The following is a 14803-nucleotide window of genomic DNA, read 5'->3' as shown; positions in this document are numbered from 1 at the left end:
TCTCCGGACTTCTGCGACGCGGGCGGCGCCGTCAGGGCTTGACGGCCACCGCGCCGTACTGCGGAACCAGTACGGCCGATCCGGGCTCGGCTCGCCACTGCCCGCACGACACCATCCCGGGTTCGAGCAGCTGAAGGCCCTCGAAGAACGCCGCGATGTCCGCGCCGCTGCGGGCCGTGATCGGGGGAGTGGCGTTCTCGTTCCAGAACTTCATGGCCGGGATCTGGCCCGCGCCGCCGAGCTCGTCGTCGAAGGTCGGGTGGGTGAGCACCAGGAAGCTGCCGGAGGGCACCGCGGCCATCACCCGGCGCACGATGTCCCGGGCCTTGTCGACGTCCAGGACGAAGTTGAGGATGCCCAGCATCATCACGGCGACGGGCTCGGTGAAGTCCAGGGTGTGCCCTGCCCGTTCGACGATGGCGTCAGGGTCGTGCACATCGGCGTCGATGTAGGCCGTGACGCCGTCGTGGGTGCCGGTGAGCAGGGTGCGGGCGTGCACCAGGACGATCGGGTCGTTGTCGACGTAGACGATGCGCGAGTCGGGCGCGAGCCGCTGGGCGATCTCGTGGGTGTTGTCCGCCGTCGGCAGTCCCGTGCCGATGTCGAGGAACTGCCGCACTCCGCGCTCGCCGGCGAGGTACGACACGGCCCGGCCGAGGAAGTCGCGGTCCGCCCGGGCGATGTCCCGGATGATCGGGAACATGCCGGCGACGTGCTCGCCGACCCGCTGGTCGACCTCGTAGTTGTCCTTGCCGCCGATCCAGTAGTTCCACACGCGCGCGTTGTGCGCCACACCGGTGTTCAGTCTCGCCGACCCTCCCGAAGGGGTGTGGACATCACTCACGACTCGTCCTCTCCTCGCCCGCACGACCCAAGCCGGTCATCGCCGTCATTGTCCCGCTCCGATGATCAGCTGTCCCGGGAATCGGCGGAGCGGGAACGGCGGTCGGCGCTGGAAAGGAGCTTCCCGGCGTGCCGAACGAACGGCTCAGGTGGGGCTCGCGGCGGGCGACTTCCCGGCCAGGACGTCCTCCAGCCGCTGGGTACCCTGCCGCACGGCCTGCTCGGCGGAGTCGTTCTCGTCCCCGTCGAGTCCGCCCGCGGTGACGGTGATCGCGTCGTCGCCGACCCGTACGGCGGCGACGTCCAGGGTCAGTGTGGCGTCGTCGCCGCCGGCCGAGCCCTGCACCGTCACGCGCAGGCCCTGCCGGGCGTCGCCCACCCCGGGCAGCGAGATCTCGATGACCTGGACAGTGCGCTTCTCGTTGCCGTCGGTCACGGTGAACTGGTCGCACTTCTCCGGCAGGGTCGCCATCCAGTTAAGGGAGTCCTGCGGATCGGTCCGGTCGTAGGAGGCGACCTGGTACAGCAGGCGGGAGTCGCCCTGCTCGAAGCCGCGCAGCTCGGACGCGCCCGACGGCCTGCCCAGCAGATCGTCGTCGAACAGGGAGTCGAGGAGCCGCTGGCAGTCGGAGGCCTGGGCCTTGGCGGTGAGGAAGTCGGAGACGTCGACGGTGCCGATGAGGAGGCTGTCGTGCCAGTTCTCCGCCTCCGTGTCCTTGACCTGCGTCCAGTCGTCCTCGATGTCCGCCTCGGTGATCAGCGCGGTGCGCGCGCCGTCCGTGGAGAGGGTGGCCGTGGGGGAGGGGGTCTGCCGCACCTCGGCGACCCGCGACGCGGTGACGCCGGAAACGCGCGGGCCGTCCGTGCCGCCGTCGTCCGAGCAGGCGACGGTGGAGAGCAGCGTGCCTGCCGCCAGGGAGGAGGAGAGAACGCGGACGAGCCTGGACGGACGGGTCATCGGGAGTGCCTCCTGAGAACGTGACGCGTGCCCTCAGCGCACCACCGCCACCGGCGGCCCACCACCGGCGTCGGACCGTTCGGGTGATCGCCGCCAGGGGGCGCTGGGGGCTCACCCGCCGGGCTCTGGCGTCAGGGCTCGCGCGCGCTGTTCAATGAAGCTGCACAGCGTGCCCGTCTTCCCGAGCCCGTCTTCCCGAGCCCGTCTTCCCGAGCCCGTCTTCCCGAACGAAGGAGCCGCCCGTGTCCCCCGCCGTCGTGCCGCCCGTCGGCGCGCGCATCCGGCAGGCGCGCCTGGAGCGCGGGACGAGCCTGCGCGCGCTGGCCCGGGAGGTCGGTGTGTCGGCGAGCCTCGTGTCGCAGATCGAGACCGGCAAGAGCCAGCCGTCCGTCAGCACGCTGTACGCGATCACCACGGCGCTGGGGATTTCCGTGGAGTCGCTCTTCGACGCCCGGGAGAGGGCACAGAAGATGGTCCGCCAGAGCGTCCGGGAGGGGGCCGGGGCGGTCCCGCCCGCCGTGCCCTCCGCCACCGTGACACCCGCCACCGTGCCGCTCGCCCTCTCCGCCTTCGCCGCCGAGCCCGGGCGGCGGATCGGGCCGCTGGTCGCCGCGGGCGGTCGCGAGACGCTGGAACTGGACTCGGGGGTGGTGTGGGAGCGGCTCGGGCGGGTCCCGGGCGCGGAGACCGACTTCCTGCTGGTGACGTACCGGCCCGGCGGCTCGTCCTCCGGCTCGGGAGCGCTGATGCGGCACCCCGGCACCGAGTACGGCTATCTGACCGCCGGCGAGCTGATCCTCACCCTCGCCTTCGAGGAGTACACGCTGCGGCCGGGCGATTCCGTCTGCTTCGAGTCGACGACCCCCCACCGCTACCGCAACGATGGAGAGGTACCGGCGGTGGGCGTCTGGTTCGTGTCCGGCGATGTTCAGTGACACTTGACACCCATCGCACACGGGCGTTCACTCCGAAGTGGGGGTGGTCGCCATGGCGATCCGCACATATGGCCCCAACGCCGTCGACTGGGAAGAGCGCATCGACCTGGACCGGCTGCGCGGACAGCGGTCGGCCCGGCTGCGTGAATCCCTGAACCGCTCCCGGCTCGGCGCGGTGCTCAGCTTCGACTTCGCCAACATCCGCTACATGACGGCCACCCACATCGGCACGTGGGCGATGGACAAACTGATCCGCTTCGCCCTGCTGGTGCGCGACGGCCGACCGGTCGTCTGGGACTTCGGCTCCGCCGCCCGCCACCACCAGCTGTACAACCCCTGGCTCGACTACGGCGACGGCGAGGGCGGCCCGCCCACCGGCGCCCGCGCCGGCATCTCGACCCTGCGCGGCGCCTTCCACCCGGACGCCGGGATAGCCGAGGACGTGGCGGCCAAGATCGCCGCCGAGCTGCGCGACCATGGGCTCGCGGGCGAACCCCTCGGCGTGGACGTCGCCGAGATGCCGGTCCTCGCCGCGCTGCGCGCCGAGGGCATCGACGTCGTCGACGGACAGCAGGTGTTCCTGGAGGCCCGCCGCATCAAGACCGGTGACGAGATCGCCCTGCTCACCCAGGCCTGCGCCATGGTCGACGCGGCCTACGAGGAGCTGTACGGGTACCTGCGCCCGGGAGTGCGCGAGAACGAGTGCGTCGGCGTGGTCAGCAAGGTGCTGTACGACCTCGGCAGCGAGTACGTCGAAGGGGTCAACGCCATCTCGGGCGAACGCTGTTCGCCGCATCCGCACGTCTACAGCGACCGCCTGATCCGCCCCGGCGACCCGGCCTTCTTCGACATCCTGCACAGCCACCTCGGCTACCGCACCTGCTACTACCGCACGTTCGCCGTGGGCAGCGCGTCGCGGGCGCAGCGGGACGCGTACGTGCGCTGCCGGGAGTACATGGACGAGGCGATCGCCCTGGTCCGGCCGGGCGCCACCACCGCCGACATCGTGCGGGTCTGGCCGCGCGCCGAGGAGTTCGGCTTCGCCGACGAGACCGCCGCCTTCGCCCTCCAGTACGGCCACGGCGTCGGCCTGTCGATCTGGGAGAAGCCGATCTTCAGCCGTCTGGTCTCCCTCGACCACCCCGAAGTCCTCGAAGAGGGCATGGTGTTCGCCCTGGAGACGTACTGGCCGGCCGCCGACGGCTGGTCCGCCGCCCGGATCGAGGAGGAACTGGTCGTCACCGTCGAGGGCTGCGAGGTCATCACCAAGTTCCCCGCCGAGGAACTGCTGGTGGCCGGACGCAAGTACTGGACGGTGGGCGGCGAGCTGAACACCCGCCGCGAGGCGCAGTCCCACCTCAACACCGGGGACCGCGCGCGGGCGGACTTCGGTGACCGCACCCGCGCGGTCACCCGGGAGCGCGCACACGCGGACACCGCGGACCGCGCACACGCGGACACCGGGGATGCCTCACGGGCGGACGGCGAGGACCGCTCACGCGCGGGCGCCGGGGAGCGCTCACACGCGCACACCGCGGACCGTCGGCGGACGAGCCACGGGGACCGCTGATGGACGCCACCGCGCTCCTCGACCGGTACGAGCGGATGAACGTCGTCCGCCGAACGGAGAAGGCCGCCCACGACCTGTTCCTGCAGGGGCTGGTGAAGGGCACCACCCACCTCGCCGCCGGACAGGAGGCGATCGCCGTGGGCGCGAGCGCCGCCCTGCGCCCGGACGACTATGTGTTCGCCACCTACCGGGGCCACCACCACGCCCTCGCCCGGGGCGCCACCCCCGAGGAGTGCCTCGCCGAGCTGATGAGTCGGGCGACCGGGCTGTGCCGGGCCAAGGGCGGCTCCATGCACCTGACCAAGGCGGCCACCGGCATGCTCGGCTCGTACGCCATCGTCGGCGCCCATCTCCCGGTGGCGGTGGGCGCTGCCTGGTCGGCCCGGTTGCGCGGCACCGAGCAGCTCGCGGTCGCCTTCTTCGGCGACGGCGCGACCAACATCGGTGCCTTCCACGAGTCGCTCAACCTGGCCGCCGTGTGGAAGCTGCCGGTGCTGTTCGTGTGCGAGAACAACCTGTACATGGAGTACACGCCGATCGCCGACGTCACGGCCGTGCCCCGCCCCGCCGCAGACCGGGCCCCGGCCCACGGCATCCCTGGCGAGGTCGTCGACGGCAACGACGTGGTGGCGGTCGAGGAGGCGGTGGGGCGGCTCGCGGGGCGGGCCCGGGCCGGAGACGGGCCCGCCGTGCTGGAGGCCGAGACCTACCGGCACTTCGGGCACAGCCGCGCCGACCCGGCGGCCTACCGCCCGCCTGAGGAGGTCGAACGGTGGCTGAAGCACGACCCGTTGGACCTCGCGCGGGGGCGCCTGGCCGAGCTGGGTGTGGACGAGGAGACGGTCGCCGGGGCCGACGAGCGGGCCCGGGCCGTCGTGGAGCGGGCCGTGGCGGCGGCGAAGGCCGCGCCGGCGCCCGATCCGCGCGAGGCACTGACCGACGTGTGGGCCGACGGAGGTGCCGCATGGCGGACGTGATCACCTACCGGGACGCGGTCGCCGAGGGCATCGCCCGCGAGATGCGGCGGGACGCGTCGGTGGTGTGCCTCGGGGAGGACATCGCCGCGGCCGGCGGCGTGTTCAAGACGACCACGGGGCTGCTGGAGGAGTTCGGACCCGAGCGTGTGTGGGACACGCCCATCTCCGAACAGGCCATCGTGGGCGCGGCGATGGGCGCCGCCATGACCGGGATGCGGCCCGTCGCGGAGATCATGTTCTCCGACTTCCTGGCCTGCTGCTGGGACTACCTCGCCAACGAGATCCCCAAGGTCCGCTACATGACCGGCGGCCAGGTGACCGTGCCCCTCGTCGTGCGCACCGCCAACGGCGGCGGGCTCGGTTTCGGCGCGCAGCACTCCCAGGCCACCGAGAACTGGGCGCTGACCGTCCCCGGGCTGAAGGTCGCGGCGCCGGCGACACCCGCCGACGTCATCGGCATGCTGGCGGCGGCGATCCGCAGTGACGACCCGGTGGTCTTCTTCGAGCACAAGGGGCTGCTCGCGACCAAGGGCCCGCCGCCCCCGTCCGATCACGTCGTCGAGCTGGGCCGGGCCGCGGTCGTCCGCGAGGGCGGCGACATCACGCTCGTCGCGCTCGCCTCGATGGTCCCTCTGGCTCTGAAAGCCGCCGACGTCCTGGCGGGGGAGGGCATCGAGGCCGAAGTGGTCGACCTGCGCTGCCTCGTCCCGCTCGACGCCGCGACCGTCCTCACCTCGCTGCGCAAGACCTCCCGGCTCGTCACCGTCGAGGAGAACCCGTACCAGGGCGGCTGGGGCGCCACCGTCGTCTCGGTCGTCGCCGACGAGGGATTCGGCCTGCTGGACGCGCCCGTGCGGCGGGTGGCGGGGGAGTGCGTCCCGCTGCCGTTCGCGGACGCGCTGGAGGAGCAGGTCATCCCCACCGTCGACAAGATCGTCGCGGAGGTGCGCCGGCTCGCCGCGTACTGAGCCGCACACCCGCACCGAACACCCCATGGGAGGAAGCGCGATGACCACCAGGAAACTGCTGCGCTCCGGTCACGTGATCTCGATGGACCCGGGCATCGGGGACCTGCCCCAGGGGGACGTCCTCGTCGAGGACGGCAGGATCGCGGCCGTCGAACCCGAGATCAGCGCCGACGCCGAAGTCCTCGACATGAGCGGCCACATCGTGATCCCCGGCTTCGTCGACACCCACCGGCACACCTGGGAGGCCTCCATCCGGGGCGTCGCCCCCGACGCCACCCTCGACGACTACTTCGTCGACATCCTCGACACCTTCGCCCCCCTGTACACCCCGGAGGACGTGTACGCCGGCAACCTCGCGGGCGCGCTGGAGTGCATCAACGCCGGGATCACCACCCTCGTCGACTGGTCGCACATCAACAACACCCCCGAGCACCCGGACGCGGCGGTCCAGGGCCTGGCGGAGTCCGGCATCCGGGCGCAGTACGCGTACGGCAGCGCCAACACCTCCCTCGCGGAGTACTGGTTCGAGAGCAGGATCGCGATCCCCGCGGACGACGTACGGCGGATCCGGTCGACGCACTTCGCGTCCGACGACGGCCTGCTGACCATGGGTCTCGCCACCCGCGGCCCCGGCTTCTGCCTCGACGAGGTCGTCACCGCCGAGTGGGCCATGGCGCGCGAACTCGGCCTCCCGATCACCGTGCACGTGGCCATGGGGCGCCTCGCCGGCCGCTTCGGCATGGTGAAGCAGCTCCACGGCCTGGGGCTGCTCGGCCCGGACACCACCTACGTCCACAGCTGCTACCTCAGCGAGGAGGAGTGGCGGATGGTCGCCGACAGCGGCGGCACGATCTCGGTCGCGCCGCAGGTGGAGCTCCAGATGGGGCACGGCTGGCCGCCCGTGATGCAGGCCATCGAGCACGGTCTGCGGCCCGCGCTCAGCATCGACGTCGTCACCACCGTGCCCGGCGACATGTTCACCCAGATCCGCGCGGCCTTCGCGGCCGAGCGTGCCCGGGTCAACGCCGACTGCTGGCAGGCCAACATGCCTGTCCCCGGAACCATGCTGACAGCACGTCAGATGCTGGAGATCGCCACCGTGAACGGCGCCCACGTCGCCGGTCTGGAGGACCGTACCGGCTCTCTGACGCCCGGCAAGCGCGCCGACATCGTCGCGATCGACGCCACCGCTCCCAATGTCGCCCCGGTGCACGACGCGGTGGCCGCGGTGACCCTGTCCGCCGACGTCTCCAACGTGGACACCGTCCTCGTCGACGGCGTGATCCACAAGCGCGACGGCCGGCTCCTCGGCGACACCGCCCGCGCCCTGCGGCTCGTCGGTGAGTCCCGCGACCGGCTCCTGGCGGCGAAGGAGGCCAAGGGAGCGAAGGCACCGGCATGACGAATCACCTGGTACGTCACGCCGCCGGCCTGCCCGAGCCGCCCTACGACGGCCACGGGGCCCGGCGCCGGGCGCTGGTCGGCGAGGAGGACGGCAGCGTCCACACCGGCTTCGGCCTGTGCGAACTGCTCCCGGACGGCCGGGTGCCCGCCCACGTGCACTCGTACGAGGAGAGCTTCCACCTCCTCTACGGGGCCGTGACCCTCGACCTGCCCGAGGGTTCGTACCTGCTGGAGAAGGGCGACTACGGCCTGCTGCCGACCGGCGTTCCGCACGCCTGGCGCGGGGCCGGGAGCACCGGCGGCCGCTGGGCGGACATGCTGGCCCCCGTGCCGCGCGCCCGCTACGGGCACGACACCCTCGCCGTGCCGGACCTGCCCGCTCGCGAGCCTGTCCGGGTGGACGTGCGCGACCCGCGCAGCCGCTGCTTCGGCCGGTTCGAGCCGGACCAGATGGATCCCGGCAGGCAGTCCCAGGAGCTGCTGGCCGCCACGGCGAGCATGCGGACCGCGCTGCTGGTCTACAGCGGGATCACGGTGAAGATGATGATCGACGGCGATCTGGGCGCGGTCGCCTCGACCATGTTCATGGTCCAGTACGCGTCCGACGGGGTCATCGGCACCCACGACCACCCCTTCGAGGAGACGTATCTGATCCTGGAGGGCGTCGCCGAGGCCACCCTGGACGGCGAGCGCTACCGGCTGGAGCCCGGCGATGTGGCCTGGGCGGGTGCCGGATGTGTGCACGGGTTCGTCAACGCCGGGCACCGCCCGCTGCGCTGGCTGGAGACACAGGCGCCGCAACCGCCGTCACGGCACTCGTACCGGTTCACGCGGGACTGGGACTACCTGCGCGCGGCACTGGAGGAGAAGTCATGAGCAGTGTGCTCGTCGTCGGCGGCACGTCCGGGATCGGGCTCGAGTTCGCCCGGTCGCGCGCCGGGAACGGAGACGACGTGGTTCTCACCGGCCGCGACACCCAGCGGGCCGAAGCGGTCGCGAAGGAGGTCGGCGCCCGCGGACTCGTCCTCGACCTGGCCCGGCCGCTGGAGATCGCGGCGGCCCTGGCCGGCATGGGGCGCGTCGACCATCTGGTGATCGCGGGCGTCTCCCGGGACGACAACAAGGTGACCGACTACGACATCGACGCCGCCCTGCGCCTGGTCACCCTCAAACTCGTCGGGTACACGGAGGTCGTGCACACGCTGCGCGGCCGCCTGCACGACGACAGCGCCATCGTGCTGTTCGGCGGCCAGGCCAAGGAACGCCCCTACCCGGGCGCGACGACGGTGGCGACGGTCAACGCGGGGGTGCGGGGCCTGATGAACTCCCTCGCCGTCGAGCTCGCTCCCGTCCGGGTCAACGCCGTGCATCCCGGTGTCGTGGGCGACAGCCCGTACTGGCAGGCCAAACCCGAGAAGGTGCTCGCCGCGCTGCGCACCGAAACACCCACGGGGCGGCTCGCGGTGATGGCGGACGTGGTGGACGCGGTGGACTTCCTGCTGCGCAACCGGTCCGTCAACGCCGTCGAACTCACGGTGGACGGGGGCTGGTTGCTGGGGTGAGCCGGTGGCCGGCCGGAGGGGCAGCCGGTGACCGGTCAGCCGGCGCGGCGCAGTGCGTCCCGCGCCACCTCCTTGTCCATCGCCGCCCGCACCAACGCGGCGGCGAGGACGGCCGGGTCGGTGTCCCCGGCCAGTTCGGTGAGGCGCTCCGGATCCGCGGGGAGGTTCAGCCGCTCGGCGCCCTGGAGGGCCTTGGCGTCCGCCTCCCGGCGCAGCCGCCGCAGGTCGCCGCCCCACCGTTCGGTCAACAGCTCGGCGGCGTCACCGAGCGGAGCGGAGCCGGAGCGAATGGGGGTACCCCCTGCTCGAAGAGCTTGGGGGAGGGTGGCCGTTCGTTCGTCGTAGCGCCGGTAACCGCCCCGGCCCGGCGCGTCGACCCGTTCCTGCCAGGAGGACTGCGCCGTACGCCGCGGATCGCGCAGCCCCGCATCGTGCAGCGCACGGGCGGTGGCCAGCGCGATCGAACCGCGGATGCGGGCACTGAGCAGATGGGACAGCACCAGCAGCCGGTACAACGGCTGGGGCGTGTCCTTCAGCCCGATGCCCGCATCCTCGGCGTACGTCCGGCCGTGCGCGCCGACGAGTTTCCGCACGACGCGCTCCGGGCGGTCCACGGTCTACCCCTTCAGCGGATCGTGTCCGACGGTCATCAGCCGGTGCCGGCGACGGGTGTCCTCGGCCGTCACCTCGGGCTCGGGCTCGTTCTCGAGGTCCACCTCGTCGGTGACCTTGTCCACGACCTTCCGCATCACGCGCAGGTCGTCCTCGGTCAGGTCGGTGCGCCGCTTCTGGAGGATGGCCAGGACGTGCTGTCCGGTGGCCGGGCCCGCCTGGTCCGGCAGCGGCTCGGTGGCCTCGTCGGCGTCGCGGACCCGCAGCCACGCCGCGAGTTCCTGCGAGGTCATGTTCACCACGCGGTGGAAGTCCTCCCACAGCGCGTCGAGTTCGAGGGCGTCGGTCATCGCCTGCCCCTTTCCGTACGTGGGTGTTCTGCGCCGGTCCGCCCGCGCGTCAGCGGGGGAAGTTCTCGGCGTCGAACATCCACCGCTGCTTCTCCAGCTCCGCGGTGATGCTGATCAGCAGGTCCTGGGTGACCGGGTCCGCCTTCTCGGTCGCGTCGATGCGCTCACGCAGCCGGGCGACCGCGTCCTGCAGCGCCTCCACCATCACCCGCACGGCGTCCGAGTCGCGCACCCAGCCCTCCTGCGGGGCGGGCAGCGTGAAGGCCTTGGCGATGGTCTCCGGCCGGCCGTCCGGCGGGACACCCAGCGCCGCGGACCGCTCCGCGACCGTGTCGGCGAAGTCCCGGGCCGCCGTGACCACCTCGTCGAGCTGGAGGTGGATGGACCGGAACCGCGGTCCGACGATGTTCCAGTGCGCCTGCTTCCCGACCAGCGAGAGCCCGAGCAGATCCACCAAGGTGTCCTGGAGTGCCTCGCAGGCGACCTTTCGGGCGTCGTCGGGCAGCGTGCTCCTCACAGTCGTCATAGGGCGCTTCTCCTTCTCGCGTCGTTCCTGGTCGTCCGGAGCAGTGCGTCGCGCTCCTCCTCGCCGGTGCCGCCCCACACGCCCGCGGCCTGGCCACTGTCCAGCGCGAAGTGCAGGCACTGGTCGGTCACGGGGCAGCGCGCGCAGACCCGCTTCGCGGCGCTCACGTCGCGCAGGGCGGGGCCGGCGGTGCCGACGGGAAAGAACAGCTCGGGGTCCTCGTCCACGCAGGCGGCGCTCCGCAACCACTCCATGAACGCGCGGGTGCCCCGGGCGCTCTGGTGCAAACGCGACGCATGGGCATCACCTGACCTGCGATACGACTGCGGGGAGCCCCGGGAGGCGCAGAATCTCCACAGGGGGCGGAGAGAGGGTCTATAGTCTGAAACTAGCAGTGCTAATTAATGCGCGTTGATGCGCGGCGTGAGGAGCCTCTCGTGCGTCCCGTCCACTTCGCGGCCGCCCGCCGCACCCCCATCGGCAAGTTGCGGGGATCCCTCTCCTCGGTCCGCCCCGACGACCTCGCCGCGACCGTGGTCCGCGCCCTGGTCACCGGTGTGCCCGCGCTGGACCCGGCCCGGATCGACGACGTCTACTGGGGCGCCGCCAACCAGGCAGGCGAGGACAACCGCAACGTCGCCCGCATGGCCGCGCTGCTCGCCGGCCTCCCCGAGTCCGTGCCCGGCGCCACCGTCAACCGCCTGTGCGCGTCGGGCCTGGAGGCCGTGACCACGGCCGCCCGCACCATAGCCGCCGGCGAGGCCGACGTCGTGATCGCGGGCGGCTCCGAGTCGATGAGCCGCGCCCCCTTCGTCCTGCCCCGCCCCGACGAGGCACTGCCGCACCGGATGGAGACCGCCGACACCCGCCTCGGCTGGCGCCTGGTCAACCCGGCGATGCGCGACCTGCACGGCCTGCTGGCCATGGGCGAGACGGCCGAGGAGGTCGCCGCGCGGTACGGCATCCCGCGCGAACGCCAGGACGACTTCGCCCTGCGCAGCCACCAGCGCGCCGCCCTGGCCCGCAAGAACGGCCACTTCGACGACGAACTCCTCCCCGTGGAGCGCCCCGACGGTGTGGTCGTCGACACCGACGAGTGCGTCCGGGAGGACACCTCGTCCGAGAAGCTGTCCCGGCTCAAACCGGTCTTCCGCGACGGCGGCACGGTCACCGCGGGCAACGCCTCACCGATGAACGACGGCGCCGCCGGCCTGCTCCTCGTCAGCGAGGACGCCCTGAACGACCTTGGCCTGGAGTCCCTGGGCCGCTACGTCGCCGGCGCCTCCGCCGGTGTCCACCCCGACGTCATGGGCATCGGCCCCGTCCCCGCCACCCGCAAGGCGCTGACCCGCGCCGGCTGGAGCGTCGGCGACCTGGAGGAGGCCGAGTTCAACGAGGCCTTCGCCGCCCAGGCCCTGGCCTGCGTCGACCAGCTCGGCATCGACCCGGAGCTGGTCAACCCGAGCGGCGGCGCCATCGCACTGGGCCACCCCCTGGGCTGCTCCGGAGCCCGCATCCTGACGACGCTGCTGCACCGGATGCGGCGTACGGGAGCGGGGCGGGGACTGGCCACGATGTGCGTCGGGGTGGGCCAGGGCAGCGCGGTCCTCGTCGAGCGGACCTAGCACTCCCGGCGGGCGCCCAGCAGGCGAGACAGCGCTTACGAGCACCGGTTCGTTGCACATAGCATCAGTGTTCGCATGAACACCATGACGCTCTGGCACATCACCGGCTGGGAGTTCGCCGCCCTCGCCTTCGCGGCCCTGCTCGTCGGCTTCTCGAAGACCGCCGTGAGCGGGGCCAACACGGTCAGCCTCGCCATCTTCGCGGCCGTGCTGCCCGCCCGCGCCTCCACCGGCGTGCTGCTGCCCATCCTGATCGCCGGCGATCTCCTGGCCGTCGCCACCTACCGGCGGCACGCGCACTGGCCCACGCTGTGGCGGCTGTTCCCCGCGGTCGCCGCCGGTGTGGTCGTCGGCACGGTGTTCCTTCTGTGGGCCGACGACGCGATCGTACGGACCTCGATCGGCGCGATCCTGCTGCTGATGGCCGCCGTGACGGTGTGGCGCCGGCGCACGGCCGACAAGGAGGAGGAGCCGGAGTCGGTCGCCACCCGGTCGGGCCGGCTCAAGGCCCGCTCCTACGGTGTCCTCGGCGGCTTCACCACCATGGTCGCCAACGCGGGCGGCCCCGTGATGTCGATGTACCTGCTCTCCGCGGGCTTCCGCAAGCTCGGTTTCCTCGGCACCTCGGCCTTCTTCTTCCTCATCGTCAACGTCTCCAAGCTGCCCTTCAGCGCGGGCCTCGGCCTGATCGACGGCCGCTCGCTCCTGCTCGACCTGGCGCTGGTGGCGTTCGTCGTGCCCGGCGCGCTCTTCGGCAAGTGGGCCGTGCACCGGATCAACCAGCGGCTGTTCGAGCAGCTCGTCATCGCGGCGACCATCGTGGGCGGTCTGCAGCTACTGCTGCGCTGACTCCCGCAGCAGCGCCGGAAGGTCCGCGAAGGAGTCGATCACGTGGTCGGGCGGGCCGTCGGCGGTCCGCAGCGTCTCCTCCTGGAACTTCCCGGTCCGCACGAGCACCCCGCTGACCCCGGCCCGCTGCGCCGCGAGCACGTCGGACTCGACGTCGTCGCCGACCATCACCGCCTCGTCCGCGCCGACGCCCAGCCGGGCGAGCGCCGACGCGAAGAACGCCCGCGCCGGCTTGCCGGTGATCTCGGCCTCCACCCGCGCGGCCCGCTCCAGCCCGGCGAGGAACGCTCCGGAGTCCAGCCGCAGCCCCTCGGCCGTACGCCAGTACAGGTTGCGGTGCATCGCCACCAGCCGGGCCCCGCGCTGCAGATGCCCGAAGGCCCGGTCGAGCGCCTCGTAGCCGAACTCGGGACCGGCCCCGCCGACCAGCACGACATCCGGCACGCTGGCGGTGTCGCCCGCCTCGACGACGGTGACACCGTCCAGGTCCTCCGCGATGTCGCCGCTGTTCAGCAGCGCGCACCGGGCCCCGGGACAGTGCTCGGCCAGGTACGCGGCGGTGGCGGCGGGCGCCGTGAGGATGTCCTCGGCGGACACCGGGAAACCCGCCTTCGCCAGTGTCCCGGCGATCGACGCCCTGGTACGTGAGGTGGTGTTGGTGACCAGCAGGACGCCGAGCCCGGCCTCCCGGATCTCCCGCAACGCCTCGACGGCCCCGGGCAACGGCCGCCACGAGACGGTGAGCACCCCGTCGATGTCCACGAGCACGGCACGCACGGACTCCATGCCAGGACGATAACGACCTTGAGTGGTGATCGCCGGTCGGCACCCGCCCCGCCCCGGGCGGAACCGGACCTCGTACGCTCGACGCCGTGTCCCCTCACGTCCTGATCCTCGGCGGCACGACCGAGGCCCGCGCCCTGGCCACGGCGCTGTCCACCCGCCCCGGCGTCCGCGTCACGACCTCCCTCGCGGGGCGCGTCGCCAAGCCGGGGGCGCTCGACGGGGAGGTACGCGTAGGGGGCTTCGGCGGGACCCGGGGACTGGCCGGATGGCTGCGGGAGGAGGGCGTGGACGCGCTTGTCGACGCCACGCACCCCTTCGCCGAGTCGGTCACGGCCAACGCCGCCCGCGCCGCCACCGAGACCGGCGTACCCGCCGTGGTGCTCCGCCGCCCTGGATGGCGGCCCGGCCCCGGGGACCACTGGCATCCGGTCCCCTCACTGGACGCCGCCGCGGACCTGCTCCCGCGCCTCGGCCGCCGGGTGTTCCTCACCACCGGGCGCCTCGGCCTGGCCTCCTTCGCCCACCTGACGCGACTCCGCTTCGTCGTGCGGTCGGTGGATCCCCCCGAGCCGCCGATGCCCCCCGACACCCATGTGCTGCTCGCCCGCGGCCCGTTCACCGTCCCCGGGGAGACGGCCCTGCTGCGCGAGCACCGTATCGACGTCCTGGTGACCAAGGACAGCGGGGGAACGGCCACGGCGGCCAAACTGACGGCGGCCCGGGACCTCGGGCTGCCGGTCGTGGTCGTACGGCGGCCGCCGCTGCCGGACGGCGTGACGGCCGTACCCGATGTGGAGGGCGTGCTGGAACGGCTGGGGCTCGCGTAGGGCGCTCACAC

Annotated in this window: 17 protein-coding genes; 10 read left to right on the top strand and 7 right to left on the bottom strand. The window is 72.4% G+C overall.

From position 1 onward, the window contains the following. Nucleotides 1-31: 31 nt before the first annotated feature. Nucleotides 32-844, bottom strand: a complete 813-nt coding sequence (locus ABT116_RS09745; RefSeq protein ID WP_351630274.1) for an SAM-dependent methyltransferase — start codon at nucleotides 842-844, stop codon at nucleotides 32-34. A gap of 144 nt (nucleotides 845-988) precedes the next feature. Further along, entirely contained in the window at nucleotides 989-1801 is an 813-nt protein-coding gene (locus ABT116_RS09740; protein ID WP_351630271.1) for a hypothetical protein, read from the bottom strand. 242 nt (nucleotides 1802-2043) lie between these two features. Here ABT116_RS09740 and ABT116_RS09735 point away from each other — a divergent pair, with 242 nt between their 5' ends. The 7 genes from ABT116_RS09735 to ABT116_RS09705 are packed head-to-tail and all read left to right on the top strand — an operon-like array spanning nucleotide 2044 to nucleotide 9217. Next, nucleotides 2044-2736: a helix-turn-helix domain-containing protein gene (locus tag ABT116_RS09735; protein WP_351630268.1), complete on the top strand. Its 693-nt coding sequence runs from the start codon at nucleotides 2044-2046 to the stop codon at nucleotides 2734-2736. A 52-nt stretch (nucleotides 2737-2788) separates the two neighbouring features. Then, nucleotides 2789-4306 (top strand): M24 family metallopeptidase, encoded by a 1518-nt coding sequence (locus ABT116_RS09730; protein ID WP_351630266.1) that lies wholly within the window; start codon nucleotides 2789-2791, stop codon nucleotides 4304-4306. Further along, on the top strand, nucleotides 4306-5283 hold the full coding sequence (locus ABT116_RS09725; protein ID WP_351630263.1) for a thiamine pyrophosphate-dependent dehydrogenase E1 component subunit alpha: 978 nt from the start codon (nucleotides 4306-4308) through the stop codon (nucleotides 5281-5283). Before ABT116_RS09730 ends, ABT116_RS09725 begins: the two co-directional genes overlap by 1 nt. Continuing rightward, nucleotides 5271-6251, top strand: a complete 981-nt coding sequence (locus ABT116_RS09720) for an alpha-ketoacid dehydrogenase subunit beta (protein WP_351630260.1) — start codon at nucleotides 5271-5273, stop codon at nucleotides 6249-6251. Before ABT116_RS09725 ends, ABT116_RS09720 begins: the two co-directional genes overlap by 13 nt. A 40-nt stretch (nucleotides 6252-6291) precedes the next feature. Further along, a complete protein-coding gene (locus tag ABT116_RS09715; RefSeq protein ID WP_351630257.1) occupies nucleotides 6292-7653 on the top strand; it encodes an amidohydrolase family protein in 1362 nt (453 codons plus the stop codon). Further along, the gene (locus ABT116_RS09710; protein WP_351630254.1) at nucleotides 7650-8531 is read left to right on the top strand and encodes a cupin domain-containing protein; all 882 of its coding nucleotides are present in this window, start codon (nucleotides 7650-7652) and stop codon (nucleotides 8529-8531) included. Before ABT116_RS09715 ends, ABT116_RS09710 begins: the two co-directional genes overlap by 4 nt. Beyond that, the gene (locus ABT116_RS09705; RefSeq protein WP_351630252.1) at nucleotides 8528-9217 is read left to right on the top strand and encodes an SDR family oxidoreductase; all 690 of its coding nucleotides are present in this window, start codon (nucleotides 8528-8530) and stop codon (nucleotides 9215-9217) included. The genes ABT116_RS09710 and ABT116_RS09705 overlap by 4 nt, the downstream gene beginning before the upstream one ends. A 35-nt stretch (nucleotides 9218-9252) precedes the next feature. Here the strand turns inward: ABT116_RS09705 and ABT116_RS09700 are convergent, their stop codons facing one another. From ABT116_RS09700 to ABT116_RS09685, 4 genes are read right to left on the bottom strand one after another with little or no spacing between them, the layout of a single operon-like run. Beyond that, nucleotides 9253-9831, bottom strand: coding sequence for an endonuclease (locus ABT116_RS09700; protein ID WP_351630249.1), 579 nt, complete (start codon nucleotides 9829-9831; stop codon nucleotides 9253-9255). Between the two features lie 3 nt (nucleotides 9832-9834). Then, entirely contained in the window at nucleotides 9835-10179 is a 345-nt protein-coding gene (locus ABT116_RS09695) for a DUF3140 domain-containing protein (RefSeq protein WP_351630246.1), read from the bottom strand. Nucleotides 10180-10228: 49 nt separating this feature from the next. Continuing rightward, complete coding sequence (locus ABT116_RS09690; RefSeq protein WP_351630244.1) at nucleotides 10229-10705, bottom strand: Dps family protein; 477 nt, start codon at nucleotides 10703-10705, stop codon at nucleotides 10229-10231. Beyond that, complete coding sequence (locus ABT116_RS09685; RefSeq protein WP_351630241.1) at nucleotides 10702-10959, bottom strand: WhiB family transcriptional regulator; 258 nt, start codon at nucleotides 10957-10959, stop codon at nucleotides 10702-10704. Before ABT116_RS09685 ends, ABT116_RS09690 begins: the two co-directional genes overlap by 4 nt. Before the next feature lie 183 nt (nucleotides 10960-11142). On the opposite strand from ABT116_RS09685, the gene ABT116_RS09680 reads away from it, so the two are divergent. Together ABT116_RS09680 and ABT116_RS09675 are read left to right on the top strand one after the other, a co-directional pair. Further along, nucleotides 11143-12330 carry a thiolase family protein gene (locus ABT116_RS09680; protein WP_351630239.1) on the top strand — a complete coding sequence of 396 codons (1188 nt, stop codon included), beginning with the start codon at nucleotides 11143-11145 and terminating at the stop codon, nucleotides 12328-12330. Nucleotides 12331-12405: 75 nt separating this feature from the next. Then, nucleotides 12406-13179, top strand: coding sequence for a sulfite exporter TauE/SafE family protein (locus ABT116_RS09675; protein WP_351630236.1), 774 nt, complete (start codon nucleotides 12406-12408; stop codon nucleotides 13177-13179). Here ABT116_RS09675 and ABT116_RS09670 read toward each other — a convergent pair. Continuing rightward, nucleotides 13165-13965 carry a TIGR01458 family HAD-type hydrolase gene (locus ABT116_RS09670; protein WP_351630233.1) on the bottom strand — a complete coding sequence of 267 codons (801 nt, stop codon included), beginning with the start codon at nucleotides 13963-13965 and terminating at the stop codon, nucleotides 13165-13167. The two genes, ABT116_RS09675 and ABT116_RS09670, sit on opposite strands and share 15 nt — an antisense overlap. An 86-nt stretch (nucleotides 13966-14051) precedes the next feature. Between ABT116_RS09670 and ABT116_RS09665 the strand changes: the two genes are divergently transcribed. Then, nucleotides 14052-14792 carry a cobalt-precorrin-6A reductase gene (locus ABT116_RS09665; protein ID WP_351630230.1) on the top strand — a complete coding sequence of 247 codons (741 nt, stop codon included), beginning with the start codon at nucleotides 14052-14054 and terminating at the stop codon, nucleotides 14790-14792. Nucleotides 14793-14803 lie beyond the last annotated feature (11 nt).

The organism is Streptomyces sp. NPDC002130, from assembly GCF_040296465.1.
In the GTDB taxonomy this organism is placed as follows: Bacteria; Actinomycetota; Actinomycetes; order Streptomycetales; family Streptomycetaceae; genus Streptomyces.
This window is presented reverse-complemented; position numbering and strand designations above follow the sequence as displayed.